Annotated in this window: 9 protein-coding genes; all 9 read left to right on the top strand. The window is 62.0% G+C overall.

All coding sequences use genetic code 11. The annotated features are described in order from the left end of the window. The first annotated feature begins 198 nt into the window (after nt 1–198). The 9 genes from BLV41_RS09490 (at nt 199) to BLV41_RS09450 (ending at nt 17,579) form a co-directional block, all read left to right on the top strand. Nucleotides 199–2,055 carry an Ig-like domain-containing protein gene (locus tag BLV41_RS09490; RefSeq protein WP_074711464.1) on the top strand — a complete coding sequence of 619 codons (1,857 nt, stop codon included), beginning with the start codon at nt 199–201 and terminating at the stop codon, nt 2,053–2,055. Then, a complete protein-coding gene (locus tag BLV41_RS09485) occupies nt 1,995–6,308 on the top strand; it encodes an Ig-like domain-containing protein (RefSeq protein ID WP_074711463.1) in 4,314 nt (1,437 codons plus the stop codon). The genes BLV41_RS09490 and BLV41_RS09485 overlap by 61 nt, the downstream gene beginning before the upstream one ends. 100 nt (nt 6,309–6,408) lie before the next feature. Continuing rightward, nucleotides 6,409–7,380 carry an AAA family ATPase gene (locus BLV41_RS09480; protein WP_044577725.1) on the top strand — a complete coding sequence of 324 codons (972 nt, stop codon included), beginning with the start codon at nt 6,409–6,411 and terminating at the stop codon, nt 7,378–7,380. 66 nt (nt 7,381–7,446) lie between these two features. Further along, entirely contained in the window at nt 7,447–8,772 is a 1,326-nt protein-coding gene (locus tag BLV41_RS09475) for a DUF58 domain-containing protein (protein WP_425284266.1), read from the top strand. Next, nucleotides 8,769–11,381: a transglutaminase domain-containing protein gene (locus BLV41_RS09470; RefSeq protein ID WP_074711461.1), complete on the top strand. Its 2,613-nt coding sequence runs from the start codon at nt 8,769–8,771 to the stop codon at nt 11,379–11,381. The genes BLV41_RS09475 and BLV41_RS09470 overlap by 4 nt, the downstream gene beginning before the upstream one ends. Before the next feature lie 16 nt (nt 11,382–11,397). Continuing rightward, nucleotides 11,398–12,852 carry an RDD family protein gene (locus BLV41_RS09465; RefSeq protein ID WP_074711460.1) on the top strand — a complete coding sequence of 485 codons (1,455 nt, stop codon included), beginning with the start codon at nt 11,398–11,400 and terminating at the stop codon, nt 12,850–12,852. Next, a complete protein-coding gene (locus tag BLV41_RS09460) occupies nt 12,849–13,832 on the top strand; it encodes a PP2C family protein-serine/threonine phosphatase (RefSeq protein WP_083360696.1) in 984 nt (327 codons plus the stop codon). The genes BLV41_RS09465 and BLV41_RS09460 overlap by 4 nt, the downstream gene beginning before the upstream one ends. Then, on the top strand, nt 13,825–15,798 hold the full coding sequence (locus BLV41_RS09455; RefSeq protein ID WP_074711459.1) for an FHA domain-containing protein: 1,974 nt from the start codon (nt 13,825–13,827) through the stop codon (nt 15,796–15,798). Before BLV41_RS09460 ends, BLV41_RS09455 begins: the two co-directional genes overlap by 8 nt. Continuing rightward, nucleotides 15,795–17,579: a serine/threonine-protein kinase gene (locus tag BLV41_RS09450; RefSeq protein ID WP_074711458.1), complete on the top strand. Its 1,785-nt coding sequence runs from the start codon at nt 15,795–15,797 to the stop codon at nt 17,577–17,579. Before BLV41_RS09455 ends, BLV41_RS09450 begins: the two co-directional genes overlap by 4 nt. Nucleotides 17,580–17,589 lie beyond the last annotated feature (10 nt).

Genomic DNA, 17,589 nt, shown 5'->3' with positions numbered 1-17,589 from the left:
TCGGGTGGGGAGTGCTCCCCATTGCACCAATGACGGGTTTTCCGGCAGACTTTGGGTAGCACGGTAATGCGTGTAGCACAGTTTTCAGTGGAACGATGGCTGGGGCCACCGTCTGGGGAAGTAGCCGAACCGGCTAAGCAACATGAATCTAAATGAATGTTTGCGTCCCTTCAAAAGGATGCAAACAAGGGGTGTTAAATGGCTTTGCCACGTCTTGTTCGTTCGTCTCAGCGCGGGAAAAAGCTTCTGGGGGTTACCGGATCCGTGGTGATCGCATCGGCCGTTGTGGCCGGCGCCATCATCTATCCGGGGTTTAGCACCGCCGATGTTGACCTCAACGACGGCAGCGTCTGGGTGACCAATCGCAGCATGAACATGGTGGGTCACCTCAACGTCCCCTCAAAGGTCCTTGATGGCGGATTCACGGCCACCACACCCGGCTTCGATGTTCTGCAGGACAAGGGCACAGTCTTCATGGACGCCGAATCCGGCACACTCCTAAACCAGGTTGATGTGCCAGGCATGGCGCTGACCCAGGACACAGCCCTCGGCGGCAGCAAATCCGTCTCCCTCGGCAGCGACATCACTGTCATCACCGACCCGGCAGCCGGGAAAGTCTGGGCTGTCCCCACTACCGGTACCGCCTCGTTCGATGAGAAAACCAGCAAACCAATCCTGACGAAAATCACCAACGCCCGCTCCGCCGTCGCCCTTGAAACCCACGACGGCGTGAGCCAGATTTTCGTGCTCAACCCCGGCTCCGCCGTGGTCACCGAAGCGAAGGTGGCCTCCGACGGCAAGGTGGTTGAAGCCAAGGAATCGGCCGTGGAGGGGCTGCCCAACTCCGGCAAACTGGTTTTGACCCTGGTGGGAGACAAACCAGTGGTTCTGGACCCGGATTCCGGGACGGTTTACCTTCCCGGGAACAAGAAGGTCACGCTGCCCGATGCGAAGGGTGCCAGCCTGCAACAGCGCAGCGAGTCCGGTGATTTCGTGGCTCTGGAAACCGGCAACGCGCTGGTCCTGCAACCCCTCAACGGCAGCGCCGCCACGAGCGTCGACGCGGGTTCGCTGGGGCGCCCCATCCCTCCCGTGCAACAAGACGGCTGCGCCCATGCCGCCTGGAACGGGTCAAACCAATACCTTTTCCATTGCCCCGGGAGCGACTCGAAGCCCGTCAGCATTCCCAAGGCGACTGCAGCCTCGGATCTGGTCTTTAGAAAGAACCGCGAGAACGTGGTGCTCAATGACATGGCCGGCGGCAACGTGTGGCTTGTAAACCAAAATTTGATGTTGGTAAACAACTGGGACGACCTCACGGTGGATCAGAAAAAGGCTGACGACGCCGATAAGGATTCTTCCGACCCAAATGTTGTCAACACCTTGCCGGACCGTACCAAACCCAACCGGCCGCCCATTGCCGAACCGGACCAATTTGGTGTACGGGCCGGCAGCACCACCTTGTTGCCGGTCCTCTACAACGATTCAGACCCCGACGGTGATGTGCTGACGGTCCGGGATAGCGCCGCCGAGATCAAAGCCGGCAAACTGCAAACCGTTTACGGCGGCACCGGACTTCAGCTGGTGGTCCCAGCGGATGCCGCGCCCGGCACGGAATCCTTCGGCTATACCGCCGACGACGGACGCGGGGGCACCGATCAAGGCGCCGTGAGTGTGCGCGTTGTTCCGGAATCTGAAAACGCCGAGCCCGTTTCCTTGCGCCCCACCACCATGGTGGTGGCGCAGGGCCAGACCATTACGCAAAACGTCCTGGCCGACATGATCGATCCTGACGGCGACAGCATCTTTCTGGTGGGAGCCGTCTCGGGCGAGGAAACCGGGCAGGTGAAGTTCACTCCGGATGGGGAGCTGAGCTACACCGACGATGGTTCCTCCAACGGCTTTCGGACCGTAACCGTCAAGGTCTCTGACACTCGTTCAATCATTGAGAAGACCGTCAAGGTCAGCGTAAAACCCGCCGGGGGAGTCCCCCGGTGGCCAACGCCGATTATCTGCGGGTGGTGGTGGGCCAGGACGCCATTGTGGCTCCGCTAAAGAACGACCAGGACCCCCTAGGCGGGGAGCTGCGCCTCGCAAGTGTGGACAAGCCCGCGAGGGGCAGCATCTCGGCGATCGCCGACAACGGCACGTTCACCTTCTCCTCGGATACCGTAGGCGCCACCTACCTGACCTACCAGGTCACCAATGGTCCGCAGAGTGCAACGGGCTTGATTCGCGTCGATGTGGTGTCGGCGGAACAGGACCAGGCACCGGTTGCCGTCAAGGACATGGCGTTGCTGCCCCTGGGCGGAACGGTCCTTGTTGATGTACTGGGCAACGACACCGACCCGGCCGGCGGCGTTCTAGTGGTTCGTGGGGTCAGCGTCCCTGAGAATGCTGGTGTTTCCGTGACGGTCCTGGACCACAATGTAGTGAAAATTACGGACATCCGCGACCCCGGGGCCCCTGTCGCCATCGAGTACACCGTTGCCAACGGCCAGGGCACCTCGAAGGGGTCAATCGCCGTCGTCCGCATACCCTCAGCCTCAACTCTCCAACCGCCCGTGGCCCGGCCGGACGTGGTGGATGTCCGGGTAGGCGATGTGGTTCGCATCCCGGTGCTCGCCAACGACTTCGATCCCAACGGTGACACCCTCAAACGCCCCGAGATTTCCCAGGCTCCGGGCGAGGAATCCGGTCAACTGTGGGTTGATCAAGACTCGCTCCGTTTCCTGGCCAAGGACATCCCCGGTTCGGTGACGGCCATTTACAAGATCACCAACGATTCCGGCCAGTCGGATTCCGCATCCGTGACCATCAACATCATCGCCGCCGATCCCGAGCGCAACCTGCCACCCGCGCCAAAAAACGTTGAAGGCAGGGTCATTGCCGGCGGGCAAACCAAGATTCAAATCCCACTTGATGGCATTGACCCAGACGGTGATTCCGTGCGCCTGGTGGGCGTGGATATTCCGCCCACGCTGGGTACAGCAGTGGCCGGCAACGGGTTCATTGTGTACACGGCGGCCGGCAACGCCTCCGGAACGGACAAATTTACTTACAAGGTCCGGGACCGGCTGGGTGCCGAAGCCATCGGCACGGTGGAGGTGGGCATTGCGCCGGAAGACTCCACCAACCGGCCCCCAAGCGCGTCCGACGATTACATCGCCATGCGCCCCGGCCGCCAGGTGGCCTTGGATGTTCTGCTCAATGACACCGATCCCGACGGCGACAAATTGTTTGTCTCCAAGGACGGATTTGCCGGTCCCGAGGAAATGAAGCCGTCCGTGACGGACCTTGGCCGTGTCCTGCTGACCAGCCCGGCCGCCAGCGGAATTGTCACCATGGGTTACACCACGAGTGACCCGTCAGGTGCCACGGCAACCGCCAATATTCGCATGACGGTGACGCCCGATGCCGCCTTGCGCGCACCCATTGCGCGTGATGACGAGGTCACCGTGCAGGAGGCCCTGGGCAAGAACACCGTCAATGTGCCCGTATTGAAAAACGACGAGGATCCCGACGGTGTGGCCGAACAGCTCCAGGTGAGCCTGGCTGTTCCCAACCCGAACGCCTCGGTGAACGCCGATGGAACATTGCGCATCACCTTGGCGCCGGAACCGCAGATGGTGCCGTACACCGTCACCGACCAGGACAAGTTGTCATCGTCGGCCATCGTGTGGGTTCCCGGGCTGGACGCCCAATACCCGGTCCTGTCCAACAACGAAGTCATCAAGGTCCAGGCCGGTGAATCTGTTGTTGCCAAGTTGCTCGATTACGTCAAGGTCCGCGACGGGCGCACCCCGCGGATCACGCAGGCCGACAAGATCAAGATGATTGGCGCCCCCGCCGCCAACGCCGTCACGGCTGACGGCGCCGGGCTGAGCTATACAGCCAACGAAGACTTCTATGGGCCTGGCTCCATCACCTTTGAGGTTACCGACGGCACCGGTCCAGATGACCCGGCGGGGCTGAAATCCACCCTGACCATCATGACCGAGGTAGCTCCTGCCCCGGCCAAGAACCTGCCGCCCAAGCTGCAGGGCACCTCCTTGACGGTGGCCCAATTGGAAACCGGAACAGTTGACCTGGGCTTGCTGGCAAGTGACCCCGAAAAGGATGCGCTGAAGTATGCGCTTTCCGGTGACACCCCTGCAGGATTGAAGACAAAGCTCGACGGCGCGAGGCTGAGCGTCGAGGCGGGCAAGGATGCCGCACTAGGCTCGGTGCAGTCGCTCGGGATTACCGTCGATGACGGCCATAACCCGCCGGTCCGTGCCGAGGTCAGTATTGCCATCACCTCGTCAACGAAGCCTAAAGCCGTTGCCAACGACGATTTAGTTCCCGAGGCCCATGCCGGCCGGCTGGAAACCGTGCCGGTATTGGACAATGACGTAAACCCCTTCCCGGACACTGCCCTGAAGATCATCGACGCCAAGATGACCACGGGTGCCGCCGGAACCCAGGTTGCCGTAGCAGGAGACAAGGTCACCGTTCAGGCGCCTGAAGACTTCACGGGAAACGTGGTTGTTGTTTACACCGTTTCCGACAAAACCGGCGATCATGCCCGCGATGTTGACGGGCGCATCACCTTGAACGTGAAGGGTAAGCCGGGCGTTCCCGCCGTCCCGCTGGTTCAGGAGGTCAAGAGCAAGTCTGTCCTGCTGAAATGGACCACTCCCGTGGACAATGGCTCACCGCTGACCGGCTACACGGTCAAGCGCAGTGATGGCACCACGCAGGAATGCGCCACCAATACTTGCTTGATCACCAATCTCAGGAACGCCACCCCCTACACCTTTACCGTCAGCGCCAAGAATGCTGTGGGGGAGTCAGCCTTCTCGAAGGCGTCTGCCTCGGCCACTCCTGATCAGCAACCTGACAAGCCGTCCCCGCCCGTTATTGTTCGCGGCGACACCCAATTGGATGTCAGCTGGGTGACACCTGTGGGCGAGTACTCGGCCGTGGAGTCATTCAATGTGCAGATCTCACCGGTTCCGGCAGGGCAGAATCCACAGAAGAGCATCAAGGGCAATAAGCTCACCTGGCCCGGACTGACGAACGGAACCGAATACACCTTTAGGGTTCAGGCCGTTAATAAGGCACCCAAGCCTTCGGACTGGAGCGAGTATGCGCTCAAGGCCGTGAAGCCGGCTGGCAAGCCGTTCACACCGGCCGCGCCAACAACCACCCTCGTGGATACGGTTGGAAATCAAAACCAGGTCCGCGTGGACTGGACCCAACCCAACCTCAATGGTGGCGAACTCAAGAGCTACACCTTGACCACATACCTTGATGGTGCACCGCAGAAGTCAACCACCACTACGGAGCCAACGGCAACGCTCAGCCTGCCCAACGGCACGGGAAGCTACACCTTCCGCGTTGTTGCTGCTACGGAAGTCTCCTCTTCGGACCCCAGCGACCCGTCGGCGGGGCGGCGTTCGGTGAGCCGGCCCGGGACTGTTTCCAGCGTCAGCATCACTCCCGCCAACACGGGTGCTGCAGGCGGCCAGGTCAAGGTGGACTTCGCACCTCTAAGTGGTGCGGCAATGGGCGGATCCACCTCCGGTGAGACCAGCTACTTTGCCAACATCACCCCCGGCAGCTCAAATGTTCCGGTGACACCGGGGGGAACGGTTCCGGCCAACAATGGTGCCGGCACAACCGTGACCGTCTATGCCAAGTCCTCGGCTTTTGCAACTGCCGGTAATGCCTCTGCACCGTCGAATGCCGTCATACCGCACGGCAACCCCGGAACGGCCGGACTGAGCGGACAGGACGGCGGCCAAGACAGTCAATCGGTCTCCTACTCATGGAGTTTCCCCAACGGTGCAACAGATACCCAGCGCGTGGAAATCCGCATCAACGGTGGCGCCTGGTCGGCCAAGGGAAGCAACGGAAGCGCCACCTTTAATACCGGTGGTTACAACACCACTGCCACCATTGAGGCACGAACCTTCAACTCCAACAACCCTGCCGACTACGGGCCTGTGCGGACCGTGACGCCCAAGAGCGGGCCCAAGTCGCCGCCAGCACCCACGTCCTGGACTGTGATGGCCACGCCGGTTCGGAGCTGTCTTGAGAAGACCAGCGGAAGCGACCACTTCAGGGATGGCAGCCCGCCAAGCTGCGGTTCGCAGTGGCTGCAGGCCAATGTTCCCGTGGAGGTCAACTGCTGGAAGTACTGGGACGGCGCGAACAGCGGCAACCAGTGGTACCACATCACCTCGGGTGGATACGGTGCATGGCCGTACCTGTCCGTGCGCACAACGAATAGGGAATCGACCAGCGGCATACCCAAGTGCTAGTTGTGAGAGTCAAATAGCTGGTTACGCCAACTAGTGGATAAACTAATGCAGGTTTTGCTGCAATCAATGCACCAATGATCGAGATTGAAAGAGGAAGCATATGTCCATGACGCCGGAACAGGCCACGTGGTTTGCAGGAACGTTTGAGAAGCTGGTCGCCAACGTTGGGCAGGCCATCTTGGGTAAATCCCAGGTGGTCAGCCTGACCCTTGCCGCGATGCTCGCAGAGGGCCATGTCTTGTTCGAGGATGCTCCCGGCACGGGCAAGACCATGCTGGCACGCGCGCTTTCGGCAACCGTCAAGGGTACCCATTCGCGCATCCAGTTCACGCCTGACCTGTTGCCCTCTGACGTCACCGGCGTCATGATCTATGACCAGAAGAAGCAGGAATTTGAGTTCCACAAGGGACCCATCTTCGCCACCATTGTGCTCGCCGATGAAATTAACCGTGCCTCGCCCAAGACCCAGTCGGCACTGCTGGAAGTCATGGAAGAGTCCAGGGTCACGATGGACGGCACAACCTATGAGAGTGGGCGCCCCTTCATGGTGCTGGCCACCCAGAACCCGATTGAGCAGGCCGGAACCTACCGGCTCCCCGAAGCCCAGCTTGACCGTTTTCTCGTGAAAACTTCCATCGGCTACCCGGATCACGCCTCAACTGTTCAGCTGCTCTCCGGCTCCAGCCAGCGTGATAGAACATCCAACATGCAGGCGATCATTACGCCGCAAGCGGTCTCGGAAATGGCTGACCTGGCCTCCACGACGCACGCTGATGCAGCCGTGCTGGAGTACATTTCACGGCTGTGTGAAGAAACCCGCAACGCCCCTGAAACCCGTCTGGGCGTCTCGGTCCGTGGCGCGATCGCCATGGTCCGTATTGCCAAGGTGTGGGCCGCCGCAAAGGGCCGCAACTACGTTCTTCCGGATGACATCAAGGAACTGGCTCCCTACGTCTGGACCCACCGTTTTGTCATGGACCCCGAGGCCGAGTTCGCAGGAGCCACTCCTGAGGTTGTTTTGGCTCGTGTCCTGGCAGAAGTTACGGCGCCTCAGCAGCGCGCCACTGTCTAGCGCCGGCAGACGCAGCTACTGAACTCTCGCAGCACCAGAACTCTTCGCTAAAGGTTAAAAATGAGCATGAAATCCAGAGCAGGCAAGGTTGGCGCCATCCTGGCCCGGCCTTTCCACCGCGACGGAGCACCCACACGCCTGCACCCCACCTCGCTGTGGCGTGAGGCCGGCAAGGTGGCCACCATCTACGGCGGCCCTTGGTGGGCCAAGGCCGTGCAGGCGTGGAAGCGTTATGCGGTGCCCGTCCTGGCAACCATCAGCACGTTGGGGTTTGTGGTGATCTGCGCTGCTGTGTTGCTGTGGATTCTCGGCGCAAGCTTTGGGTGGCAGGAAGCCAAGGTTGCGGCACTTTTGGCCGTGATGCTCATGCTGATCGCGATCGGGTTCATTGTGGGCAAGTCCATGTACGCGGTCAAGCTGGATCTGGCCCGGACTCGTGTGGCAGTGGGCGATAACGCAATTGGCAGCATCGCGGTCACCAACACCTCTCCGCATACCGTTCTTCCGGCAGCCCTTGAGCTGCCGGTGGGTCAAGCAACAGCACTCTTTCACCTGCCGCGGATGAAGCCGGAGCAGGTACATGAGGACTTGTTCACCATCCCCACCACCCGCCGTGCCGTCATCACGGTGGGGCCGGTGCGCTCCGTGCGCGCGGACCCCTTGGCCCTGCTGCGGCGCCAGGTGTTGTGGACCGAGCCCACCGATCTCTATGTGCACCCTCGAACCACCTCGATCGACGGTCCCGCCGCGGGATTCCTGAAGGACCTTGAAGGCCTGACCACCAAGGACATTACGAGTTCCGACATCGCCTTCCACGCTCTGCGTGACTACGTGCCCGGTGATGATCGCCGCCACATCCACTGGAAAACCACTGCCCGCACCGGCAAGCTCATGGTTCGCCAGTTTGAGGAAACCCGCCGCTCTCACATGGCCGTTGCGTTGTCGGTGAACACCGACGAATACGAGCACGACGACGATTTCGAGTTGGCAATCTCGGCCTCGGCATCACTGGGGCGCCAGGCCATCAAGGAAAATCGCGAGTTGAGCGTCATCACCCAACGCGGACCCGTTCGCTGCGAAACGGGCAGAAACTTACTCGATGACATGACCAGGCTGACCGGGCATACCCGGCGCGGAACGTCGGTGGATCTGGCGCGAACGCTGTCCGACACCGTTCCCAACGCCTCCGTGGTGTTCTTTGTTGTGGGATCGAAGGTGACGCCGGCCCAGCTGCGAAGCGCGGCAGCTTCGGTGCCACCGGGCGTTCGTGCCTTCGCCATCCGATGCTTCACAGGCGCCCAATCCGCCCGCGCCAACATTGCAGATCTCACGGTCCTAACCTTGGGCGATCTCAGTGACCTGGCTTTGGTCCTTCGAAAGGCTGTTTCATGAGTGCCCGTCGACGCGCGGGCGTTGCCCCTGAGGAAAATAGCGGCCAGCAACAAGCAACCCAGCACCAGACACGACGGCAGGGCCGTGCCAAGGGTGGCCAAGCTCAGGCTGGCAGTGCTCAGGCTCGGCAAGCTCGAGGCCCCGTTGCCCGCGGCGCATCCTTCTTTGTGGGCGGCCGCGCCTGGTGGCATTTCCTGCTCGACGGCGCCGTGCTGGCAATCCTGCTTGGCATCGCCGTGCTGGGTTTTGGCCCCACCTTTGGCCATGACCCGCGCTACCTGATCGCCGGCTTCGGTGCGATCGCCCTGGGACTGGGCGTAGCTGCCATCGGCGCGCATTGGCGTCTTGGCTTGATCACCATGGTGGGCGTGGCATTCGTTGTCTACATGCTCTTTGGCAGCGCCTTGGCGGCATCCCACGAAGCAATTTTGGGATTCATTCCCAGCCTGGCCTCGCTCCGTGGCCTGCTCCTGGGCATCATGCTCTCGTGGAAACAGCTCCTGACACTCGCGGCACCCGTGGGTACAAGTGTTGAGGTCATGGTGGTTCCTTACCTCTCCGTCTTTGTTACTGCTGTGGTGGCAGGTACCTTGGCTTGGCGCCTACGCAATGCTCTCTGGGCCATGGTGCCCGTGGTGGTTTTGTTCGTCACGGCCATTCTCTTCGGCACTGCCGAGGTATTCCTCCCCATTCTCCGCGGGTCCCTCCTGACCATTGGCGCGGTTGCCTGGTTTGCTTATCGGCATGAAATATTGCGGCGTGAAACGGCCGGGGCAATCTCCGCCAACCAACCCGTACAGGACCACGCGGCTGCCAGGACGTCCCTGCTGCGCCGGATCGGCATGGCGGCCGGGGTGGTCCTCGTGGCCGGAGCCGTGACCATGGCTGCAGCACCGGCCCTGACCACCAGTGCCACGCGTGACGTTTTGCGCGATACCGTGATCCCGCCACCGGATCTGCACATGCTCCCATCACCGCTGACCAAGTTCCGCGACTACGTCAAGAACGAAAAGGACACGGTGCTCTTCGACGTCGAAGGGTTGCCAAAGAACGGCCGCATCCGCGTGGCAGCCATGGACAACTACGACGGCGTGGTGTTCAACGTTGACCCCAACAGCTCCGCATCATTTGCCCCGATTGGTGACCCCAAGTCACTGAATCAAAATCCCGACGGTACGGGAACCGACGTGGGCGTTGTCATTGATGGCTATGCGGGCGTGTGGATCCCGGGTGCTTCCGTGGCCCAGAGCCTGAGCTACCAGAGCGCCCAGGGCGAGACACCCACCCTGTACCTGAACAAGGAATCCGGCACGGCACTGAACCTCTCCGGCGTTCAAAAGGGCGACAACTACTCCCTGAACGTTGAATTTCCCAGCGTTGACGGCAATAAATTGGCTGGTTCCGAATTTGGTTCGGTACGCCTGCCCAAGCTGGAAAACGTCCCGCCGGTTGTTGGCACCAAGGCCAACGACATTGTGGGGGAGGCTGATACCCCGCTCAAGAAGGTGCAGGCCCTGGAGGGTGCCCTGCAGCGTGAAGGAAAGTTCAGCAACGGTCTGGAGGGGCAGGTTCAGTCCACGTCCGGCCACAGTGCCGCACGTATCACCAAGCTGCTCAGCGGCAAGGAAATGGTGGGCGACGACGAGCAATACGCCACGGCCATGGTGCTGATGGCCCGTAATCTGGGCATCCCCGCCCGCGTGGTGATGGGCTTCTACCTGGACGAGAAGGACCCCAACAATGGAGCTCAGACCGTGCAGATGAAGGGCTCCGACGTGCATGCCTGGGTTGAGGTGAACTTTGCCGGGCTCGGGTGGGTGCCGTTCAATCCGACGCCTGACAAGGACCACGTGCCCAACCCCCCGGAGCCGCAAAACGCCTCCAAGCCCAAACCCCAGGTGCTTCAGCCGCCGCCCCCGCCGCAGGAACCTGCCGACCTGCCCCCGGACAGCGCCCCCGACGCGCTGGACACCGACGGCAAGAAAAATCAGCAGGCCGCCCTTCTGGGAGCGATTCTGAGAATCCTGGGTGTGGCAGCTATCCCGATCCTGATCATTGCGGTGCCGCTGCTGCTGATTGTGCTGCTCAAGGCTCGACGCCGAAAGCGCCGCCTCAGCGATGGGCTGCCCACTGATCGGGTGGGTGGTGGCTGGTCCGAGGTGATCAGCACGGCCACCGACCTCGGCGCCCCCGTCGACGGAAACGGGACGCGCCGGGAAACTGCCGTGTCACTGTTCAACGCCTTCCCCGAAAGTCAGGGAACCACGGCGTTGTTGGCCGAGCGGGCCGATGCCGCGATCTTTGGTCCGGGCCAGCCAAGTGAAGCTGACGTCGCCATGTATTGGGAAAACGTGGAACATTCCGTCGAAGGCATGATTGGGTCGGTAGGATTCTGGAAGCGGCAACGGGCAAAGTTCTCCCCGAGGTCGCTACTGGCTGACGCGAAAGCCCGAGCCAAGAAGATCTCGCTTGAGCGAAGTCTTCGGGCCGCCCAGACACGGCAGGACGCGGCATCCAACGGCAACGCAGCATTTATGAGTAGTGAAGTGAACGGTCAAGATGGGGCGGAAAAACGCTCTCTCTGGGCCAGGCTGACGAAGAAATCCTAAGAAGGGTACTGAAGACATGGCGCAAAAAGCGGCCGACCCCTGCCGGAACTGTGGGGCAGCACTTGCTCCCGGTGCGGCCTTCTGCACCCTGTGCGGGACCGCGGTGGCCAACAGGGCCGCTTCACCGGCGCAGTCGTCGGTGTCCCTTCAGGGGCCGGAGGCACATACGGTTCCTGGCATCATTTCCGTGGGAGCTGGTGCCACGGCACCCTTTGTTGCACCGGTGCAAGTTGGGGTTGATCCGCGCATCGCAGCGGCCACGGCACTGGTTCCCGGAGGGGCGGGTCGTCGCCTCGTCGCCAAGATCATCGACGGCGTGCTGCCCAGCCTCTTGATCGGCGTCGCCGCCCTGATCGGCAGCCTCAAGGTGAAAGTGACCCAGGTAGGGGAGTTCGCCCAGCTGGATCTGACGTGGCTGTTGGTGGCAACCTCAATCGCCAGCTTGCTGTCCCTTGGCTACTTCATTTGGTTGTGGCTCTGGGAAGCGAAGTCAGGCAAGACGCCGGGCAACCTCATGCTCGGCCTGCGAACAACCAATATGGACGGTGGGCCGGCCGGGCTCCTGGCGATCTTCCTGCGATACCTGATCGTGGGCGTCAGCAGCATTGTGCCCACGATCGGTCCCATCCTGGTCCTGATTTCAAACACCTGGGATGCCAACGGCAAAAAGCAAGGCTGGCACGACAAGGTGGCCCACACCTTGGTTTTTAACGTCAAAGCTGGCCGCGACCCCTTGGAAACCGGAGGCATCGCCGAACGGGTCAATTATGCCCCGGCCCCCGTATCCACCATTTCGCAGGTGGCCTCGCCCATGGCGCCGCACACTCCCTCGCCCATGGCATCGCCCGCAGCAGCACGTCCCTTTGAAGCTCCGGCCGTCGCGTTCCACAACCAGCCGGCAAGTCAAGGGAATCCGTTCGCGCCGCCGTCGAACCCGCAGACCCACATTCCGGTGGATCAGGGCCCCATCACCACTGTGCCCGGAGCAACAAGCAGCGCACCGCCGGCTTATGCGCCGCCAGTATCCGCGCCGTCGAGCTTTGCCCCGCCAGCCCAGGTTGTTGGCCAGGTCCCGCCGATCGCCGATACCCTGCCCGATGAGGAGGCGGGAGAAACCCGTGTCCGTCCCCTGTCCCAGCCGCAGGCTCTGCGACTGACATTTGACGATGGACGCACGGAGGACGTTGGTGGCGCCGCGCTGATTGGGCGCAATCCAGCCGGATACGATGGAGAAATGATTTCGCGGCTCATCTCCATCCAAGACTCCAGCAGGTCCGTATCCAAAACTCACCTGCACGTTCGCGTCAGCGGGGAGGGGCTCTGGGTGACCGACAGGAACTCCACCAACGGCAGCGGCATTACCCATCCCAGCGGAAGCATGGTGCCCCTGGCGGGTGGCAAGCCCGCCTTGGCCGAGCCGGGCTCCACGGTTCACTTTGGCGACCGTCACTTTGTGGTGGGACGCGCATGAGTGCAGTAGAGGGCGCCACGAGTGCCGCCTCGGAAGTTCAAATTAGCTTTGGCTTTGGGACCGATCGTGGCTTGCGGCGCGAACTCAACGAGGATTCCTTCCTGGCCGCGGATCCATTGTTCGTGGTTGCCGACGGAATGGGAGGCCACGAGGCCGGCGAGGTCGCCAGCCGTGAATGCATCCAGACTCTGAGCCAGCAGCGCATCCTCACCGCCGGATCCCGGGAGGCAACGGCGTCGGACTTGCAACAGGCACTTCGACTGGCCGATGCCCGCATCCGGGAGCTGACCAATGCCCGCGCCGGAACCACAGTTAGTGGCACCGTGCTGGTTGAGGAACGCGGCGTGCCGTACTGGCTGGTCTTCAATGTGGGCGATTCCCGCACGTATCGGCTGAGCCAGGGCAACTTTGCCCAGGTCAGCGTGGACCATTCGGAGGTTCAGGAGCTCGTGGATGCCGGAATTATCACGGCCGCGGAGGCGCTGATCCATCCGCGCCGCCACGTGGTGACCCGTGCCCTGGGCACCGGCTCGGATACCGAAGCTGACTTTTGGCTCATGCCCGTTGAAGAAGGCGACAGGATCCTGGTGTGTTCGGACGGGCTCTCCGGAGAGCTTAGCGACGAGCAGATCCACCGGGCCTTGAGTACCTTGCGCCACCCCCAGGACGCGGTTGATTCGCTCATCCAATCAGCGCTGCGTTCAGGCGGGCGGGACAATATCACCGTTGTGGTCGTAGATGCCAGCAACGTGAACGGCGGCACGGGGGAAGACACCCTGAACAAGCCCACAACGGCGCAGTTTCCCACGATCACCGGCGAGGACGACACCTTGCCGAGGATGCCCTTGGCGGAGCAGAACACTCCTGCCCCCGCCCCGATTAAAAAAGAGGTGCTCGAATCCATCCCGGCTTCGGTGCGCACCCCGGACACCGCTTTTGACACCACCGCAACACTCTCGCATGAGGAGAATCATGGTTAGCACCACGTACAACACCGGTTCCTGGCTTGGAATTGTACGCTCGGGATCGCTCATTGTTCTCGAGGGACAAACGAATCCGGCGATCGTGGCAGAGCTGTGGGACTTCCTCGGCCAGGAACCCACCATTCATGGTGTGCTCAACGAGGTCACGGAGAAGTTCGGTACGGGTCTAACAGGCATGCCACACTTCGCGATCGTGGTCCAGAGTGACCGCCTGCATGCCATCCTGCGAGGAAACATAACTCTAGTTGCTCGTACCGCAGATGGCATCGAGACGGTCTCCGGGCGCGATGTCACCACCTGGAGCGAACGATCCCTGCCGCTGGCCGATTCGATCGAGCTGACCCTCGATGAATCGATCCCGGTTGAAGACACGCTCACGCTGCCACTGGGGGAGGGCGTCGTTCGCCTGCAATCCCTAGTGGTGCTGGCCGACGGCGCCACCGTGTCAGCCGCCGTGCCCGTGGCCACCGCGCTTCCTGAGGTTCAGCCGTACGACGCCGGCCCGCTCGCCCCGGTGCCTGCCGAAACGGTGCCTGCCGCCGTCGTGCCTGCCGAAACTGATCCGCTGGAAGCCGATTCTGTCGATGCTGTCGAAGCCGAACCTGCCGAGACCGAGGCTGCCAACGTCCACGACGGCGATGTTGATCCCGTTGAAGACGACGAAGCGGACTTAGACCCTGAGTACGACGAGGAGACTCTCGCCAGCTTTGCCAAGGCCGCGGAGGCTGCCGACGCGGAATGGAATGCGCAACTTGCACCCCTGGATGAACCCGGCGCCCTGGAACACTTCATCGGCTCCTCGGCTGGCGTGGACTTTGCCGGCGCTGACGAGGACATCGAGCCCGATGACCTGAGCCGAACCATCATCCCCGAACATGCCGAGGAAGCCGACGGCGCCCAGGACTCGGAACCGCCAGCAGAATCAGAGCCGGAATCCGATCTGGAGGCTGAGGAGTCCGCACAGCCTGTAGAACCAGGGACCTCGAATCAGGCACCAAACACCAGTGAGGCACAACCCCCGGCAGCAGCCGAAGCAGTTGATGACGGCTTCACCATAAATTACGACTACCTGTTCGGGGCAACCACCATGGCCCAGAGCGTGGAGGCCGCAGCCGTTCGGCTGGACGAGGATGGCCAGCCCATTGCGCAGGAAGCCGCTGAGCCTTCGGTGCCTCCCATGCCGACGCTGCCTCCCGTTGCCGGCACGAACGCCGATGTACCGGCTGAGACTTTTGCAGCCGACAACGGTGAGAACGCTGTGCCTGCGGAGGCCCCGGTTCCGGCCACCTGGCCAGAGGGCATTTTGATCGATTCCGTGCCGTGGCGCCAAAGCAGTGATGAGGCCGTTGCGCCCAGCACGTCGGAGGCCGGCGCTCCTGTGCCGAGCGCTCCTGCGCAGGCTTACGATCCGGACCATGACGGCCACACCGTCATGCGCGGCGATGTCATCAGTGACCTCAACCAGGAGCCGGACGTTGCGCAGCTGGAATCACGTCCGCCCACCGGCCCCGTGGTTTTGGCACGTATGTGCCCCAATGGGCATGCCAACCCGCCTAGCCGCTCCCAGTGCTCGGAGTGCGGGTCAACCATCAACTCCGAGCCGCGCGAGGTGGGCCGTCCCCGTTTGGGCACCATGCATATTTCCACTGGTGAGGTGGTGGAACTTGACCACTCGCTGATCATCGGGCGCCAGCCCTCGGTGTCCCGGGTCATGGGCGGAGCCATGCCCCGGCTCGTCCAGGTCAAGAGCGAGAACGGTGATATTTCCCGCTCCCACGTGGAGATTCGCTTGGATGGTTGGGAAGTCCTGTTGGTTGATCTGAAAGCAACCAATGGCACCGTCCTGGTTCGCGAAGGCCAGGCCCCGCGCCGCCTCAGCCAAGGTGAGGAAGCCATCCTGCTCAACGGTGACATCGCAGAGTTGGGTGACGGTATCTCGTTGCTCTTCGATGGACTGCTGTGAGTACCCGGCGCGCTCCCGGGGCCCCGCCCACACTGCCGGGCTACAGATTCCTGTCGGTGTTGGGTTCGGGTGGGTTCTCCGACGTCTACCTCTACGAACAAGACAGGCCCCGCCGCAAGGTTGCCGTCAAGGTTCTCACCGCCGATCTACGCACGGAAGGTGCACGCGCCAGCTTTGAGTCCGAGGCCAACTTGATGGCCCAACTCTCCGCGCACCCTTATATCGTCACGATTTTCGAAGCCGAAATTACCGATTCGGGCCACTCCTACCTGGCCATGGAGTACTGCTCCCGGCCTAGCCTGGACATGCAATACCGGCAAGGCCGTTTCAGCACCGACAAGGCCCTGGAAATTGGCATCCAGGTGGCCTCCGCCGTCGAAACCGCGCACCGGGCAGGCATCGCCCACCGCGACATCAAGCCAGCCAACGTTCTGGTCACCGATTACAACCGGCCGGCACTTACCGACTTCGGCATCTCCGGCACGGCTGAATCAACCCAGTCCGACGGCGGCGGCATGTCCATTCCGTGGTCGCCACCGGAGTCGTTCGGGGCCGGGGCAACTGACGGGTTCAAGGTGGACATTTGGGCCTTGGGCGCCACCATTTACACCCTCCTGGCCGGCCATTCGCCCTTTGTGATTCCCGGCGCAGATAACTCCCAACGTTTGTTGATGGACCGTATTGCCTCCGCTCCGGTTCCCCGTTTGGGCCGGGCGGATGTACCCGAGGCCTTTGAAATGGTGTTGGCCACGGCCATGGCCAAGTCACCGAACTCCCGGTACCGATCGGCCAAGGACTTTGCCCGTGCCTTGATGCGCGTGCAGGCAGATATGAACCTCTCCGTGACACCTTTTGAGGTGCAGGAAGAAGTTGCCGCACCGGATGCCCGCCCCGAGGAACACGAGGAAGCAACCCGGGTCCGCAGCATTGTCTCGATTGACCCTGATGCCAGCACCTCCAACCCGACGTTCCCGTCGCGCGTGCGCCGGGACACCACCGGAAGCAGCGGTGGGCCATTTGCGGGGACACCACAGATCAACACGGTTCCCGGTGTCACCGGAACCACCACAGGCCTCAACCGCAATGGCCAGACAGTTCCTTCACAAGCTCCCGGAACCGCCGCTACGAGCCCAATCAGCGGTGCGAACCAGGTAGCAGAGGTTTCCAGTGACACCGCGGGCGGTCCCACAGTTCGCAACAATGCCGCGGGAAGGACTTTCTCATCCGTTGCATCTCCCACCGAATGGGCAGATTCCAGGCCGGGCCACGAATCGCGGATGCAGGCAGCCGACTTTGTTCTCGACTCCACCGTCCAGCGAGCCGAGCTACACGCGCCCCAACCGGCTGAACCTGCCCCGGCGCCACCGGCCAAGAGCCGGTTGTGGCTGGGACTGGCCTCGGGTGCGGTGCTGCTGGCCGCCGTCGTGGTGGGCATCATTGTCTTTGTCAACGTTGGCGCACCGCAGCAGGACGATCCCATAGCCCAGGAATCCACCACACCGCCCACGGCCCTGGTCATTGGCGCCGAGGTTCCTGCCGTCACCGACTTAGCCGCGGCACCGAAAAACGGTGGTTCGGAATGGACGTGGAAAAACCCTGACCCCGAGGACGGGGACAAGTACCTGTGGGCCGCGGTCAGCGCTGTTGACTCGGGAGAATTCAAACCCACCACTGACACCAAGGTTTTTGTGGTCAACGGCTCAAATGACCAATCCTGCATCTCGGTGAAACTGGTGCGCAAGAACGGTCAGACATCGCCGGAGACCAAGAAGTGCTCCTAAGACGCATAAC

Source organism: Arthrobacter alpinus (assembly GCF_900105965.1).
Classification (GTDB): Bacteria; Actinomycetota; Actinomycetes; order Actinomycetales; family Micrococcaceae; genus Specibacter; species Specibacter alpinus.
This window is presented reverse-complemented; position numbering and strand designations above follow the sequence as displayed.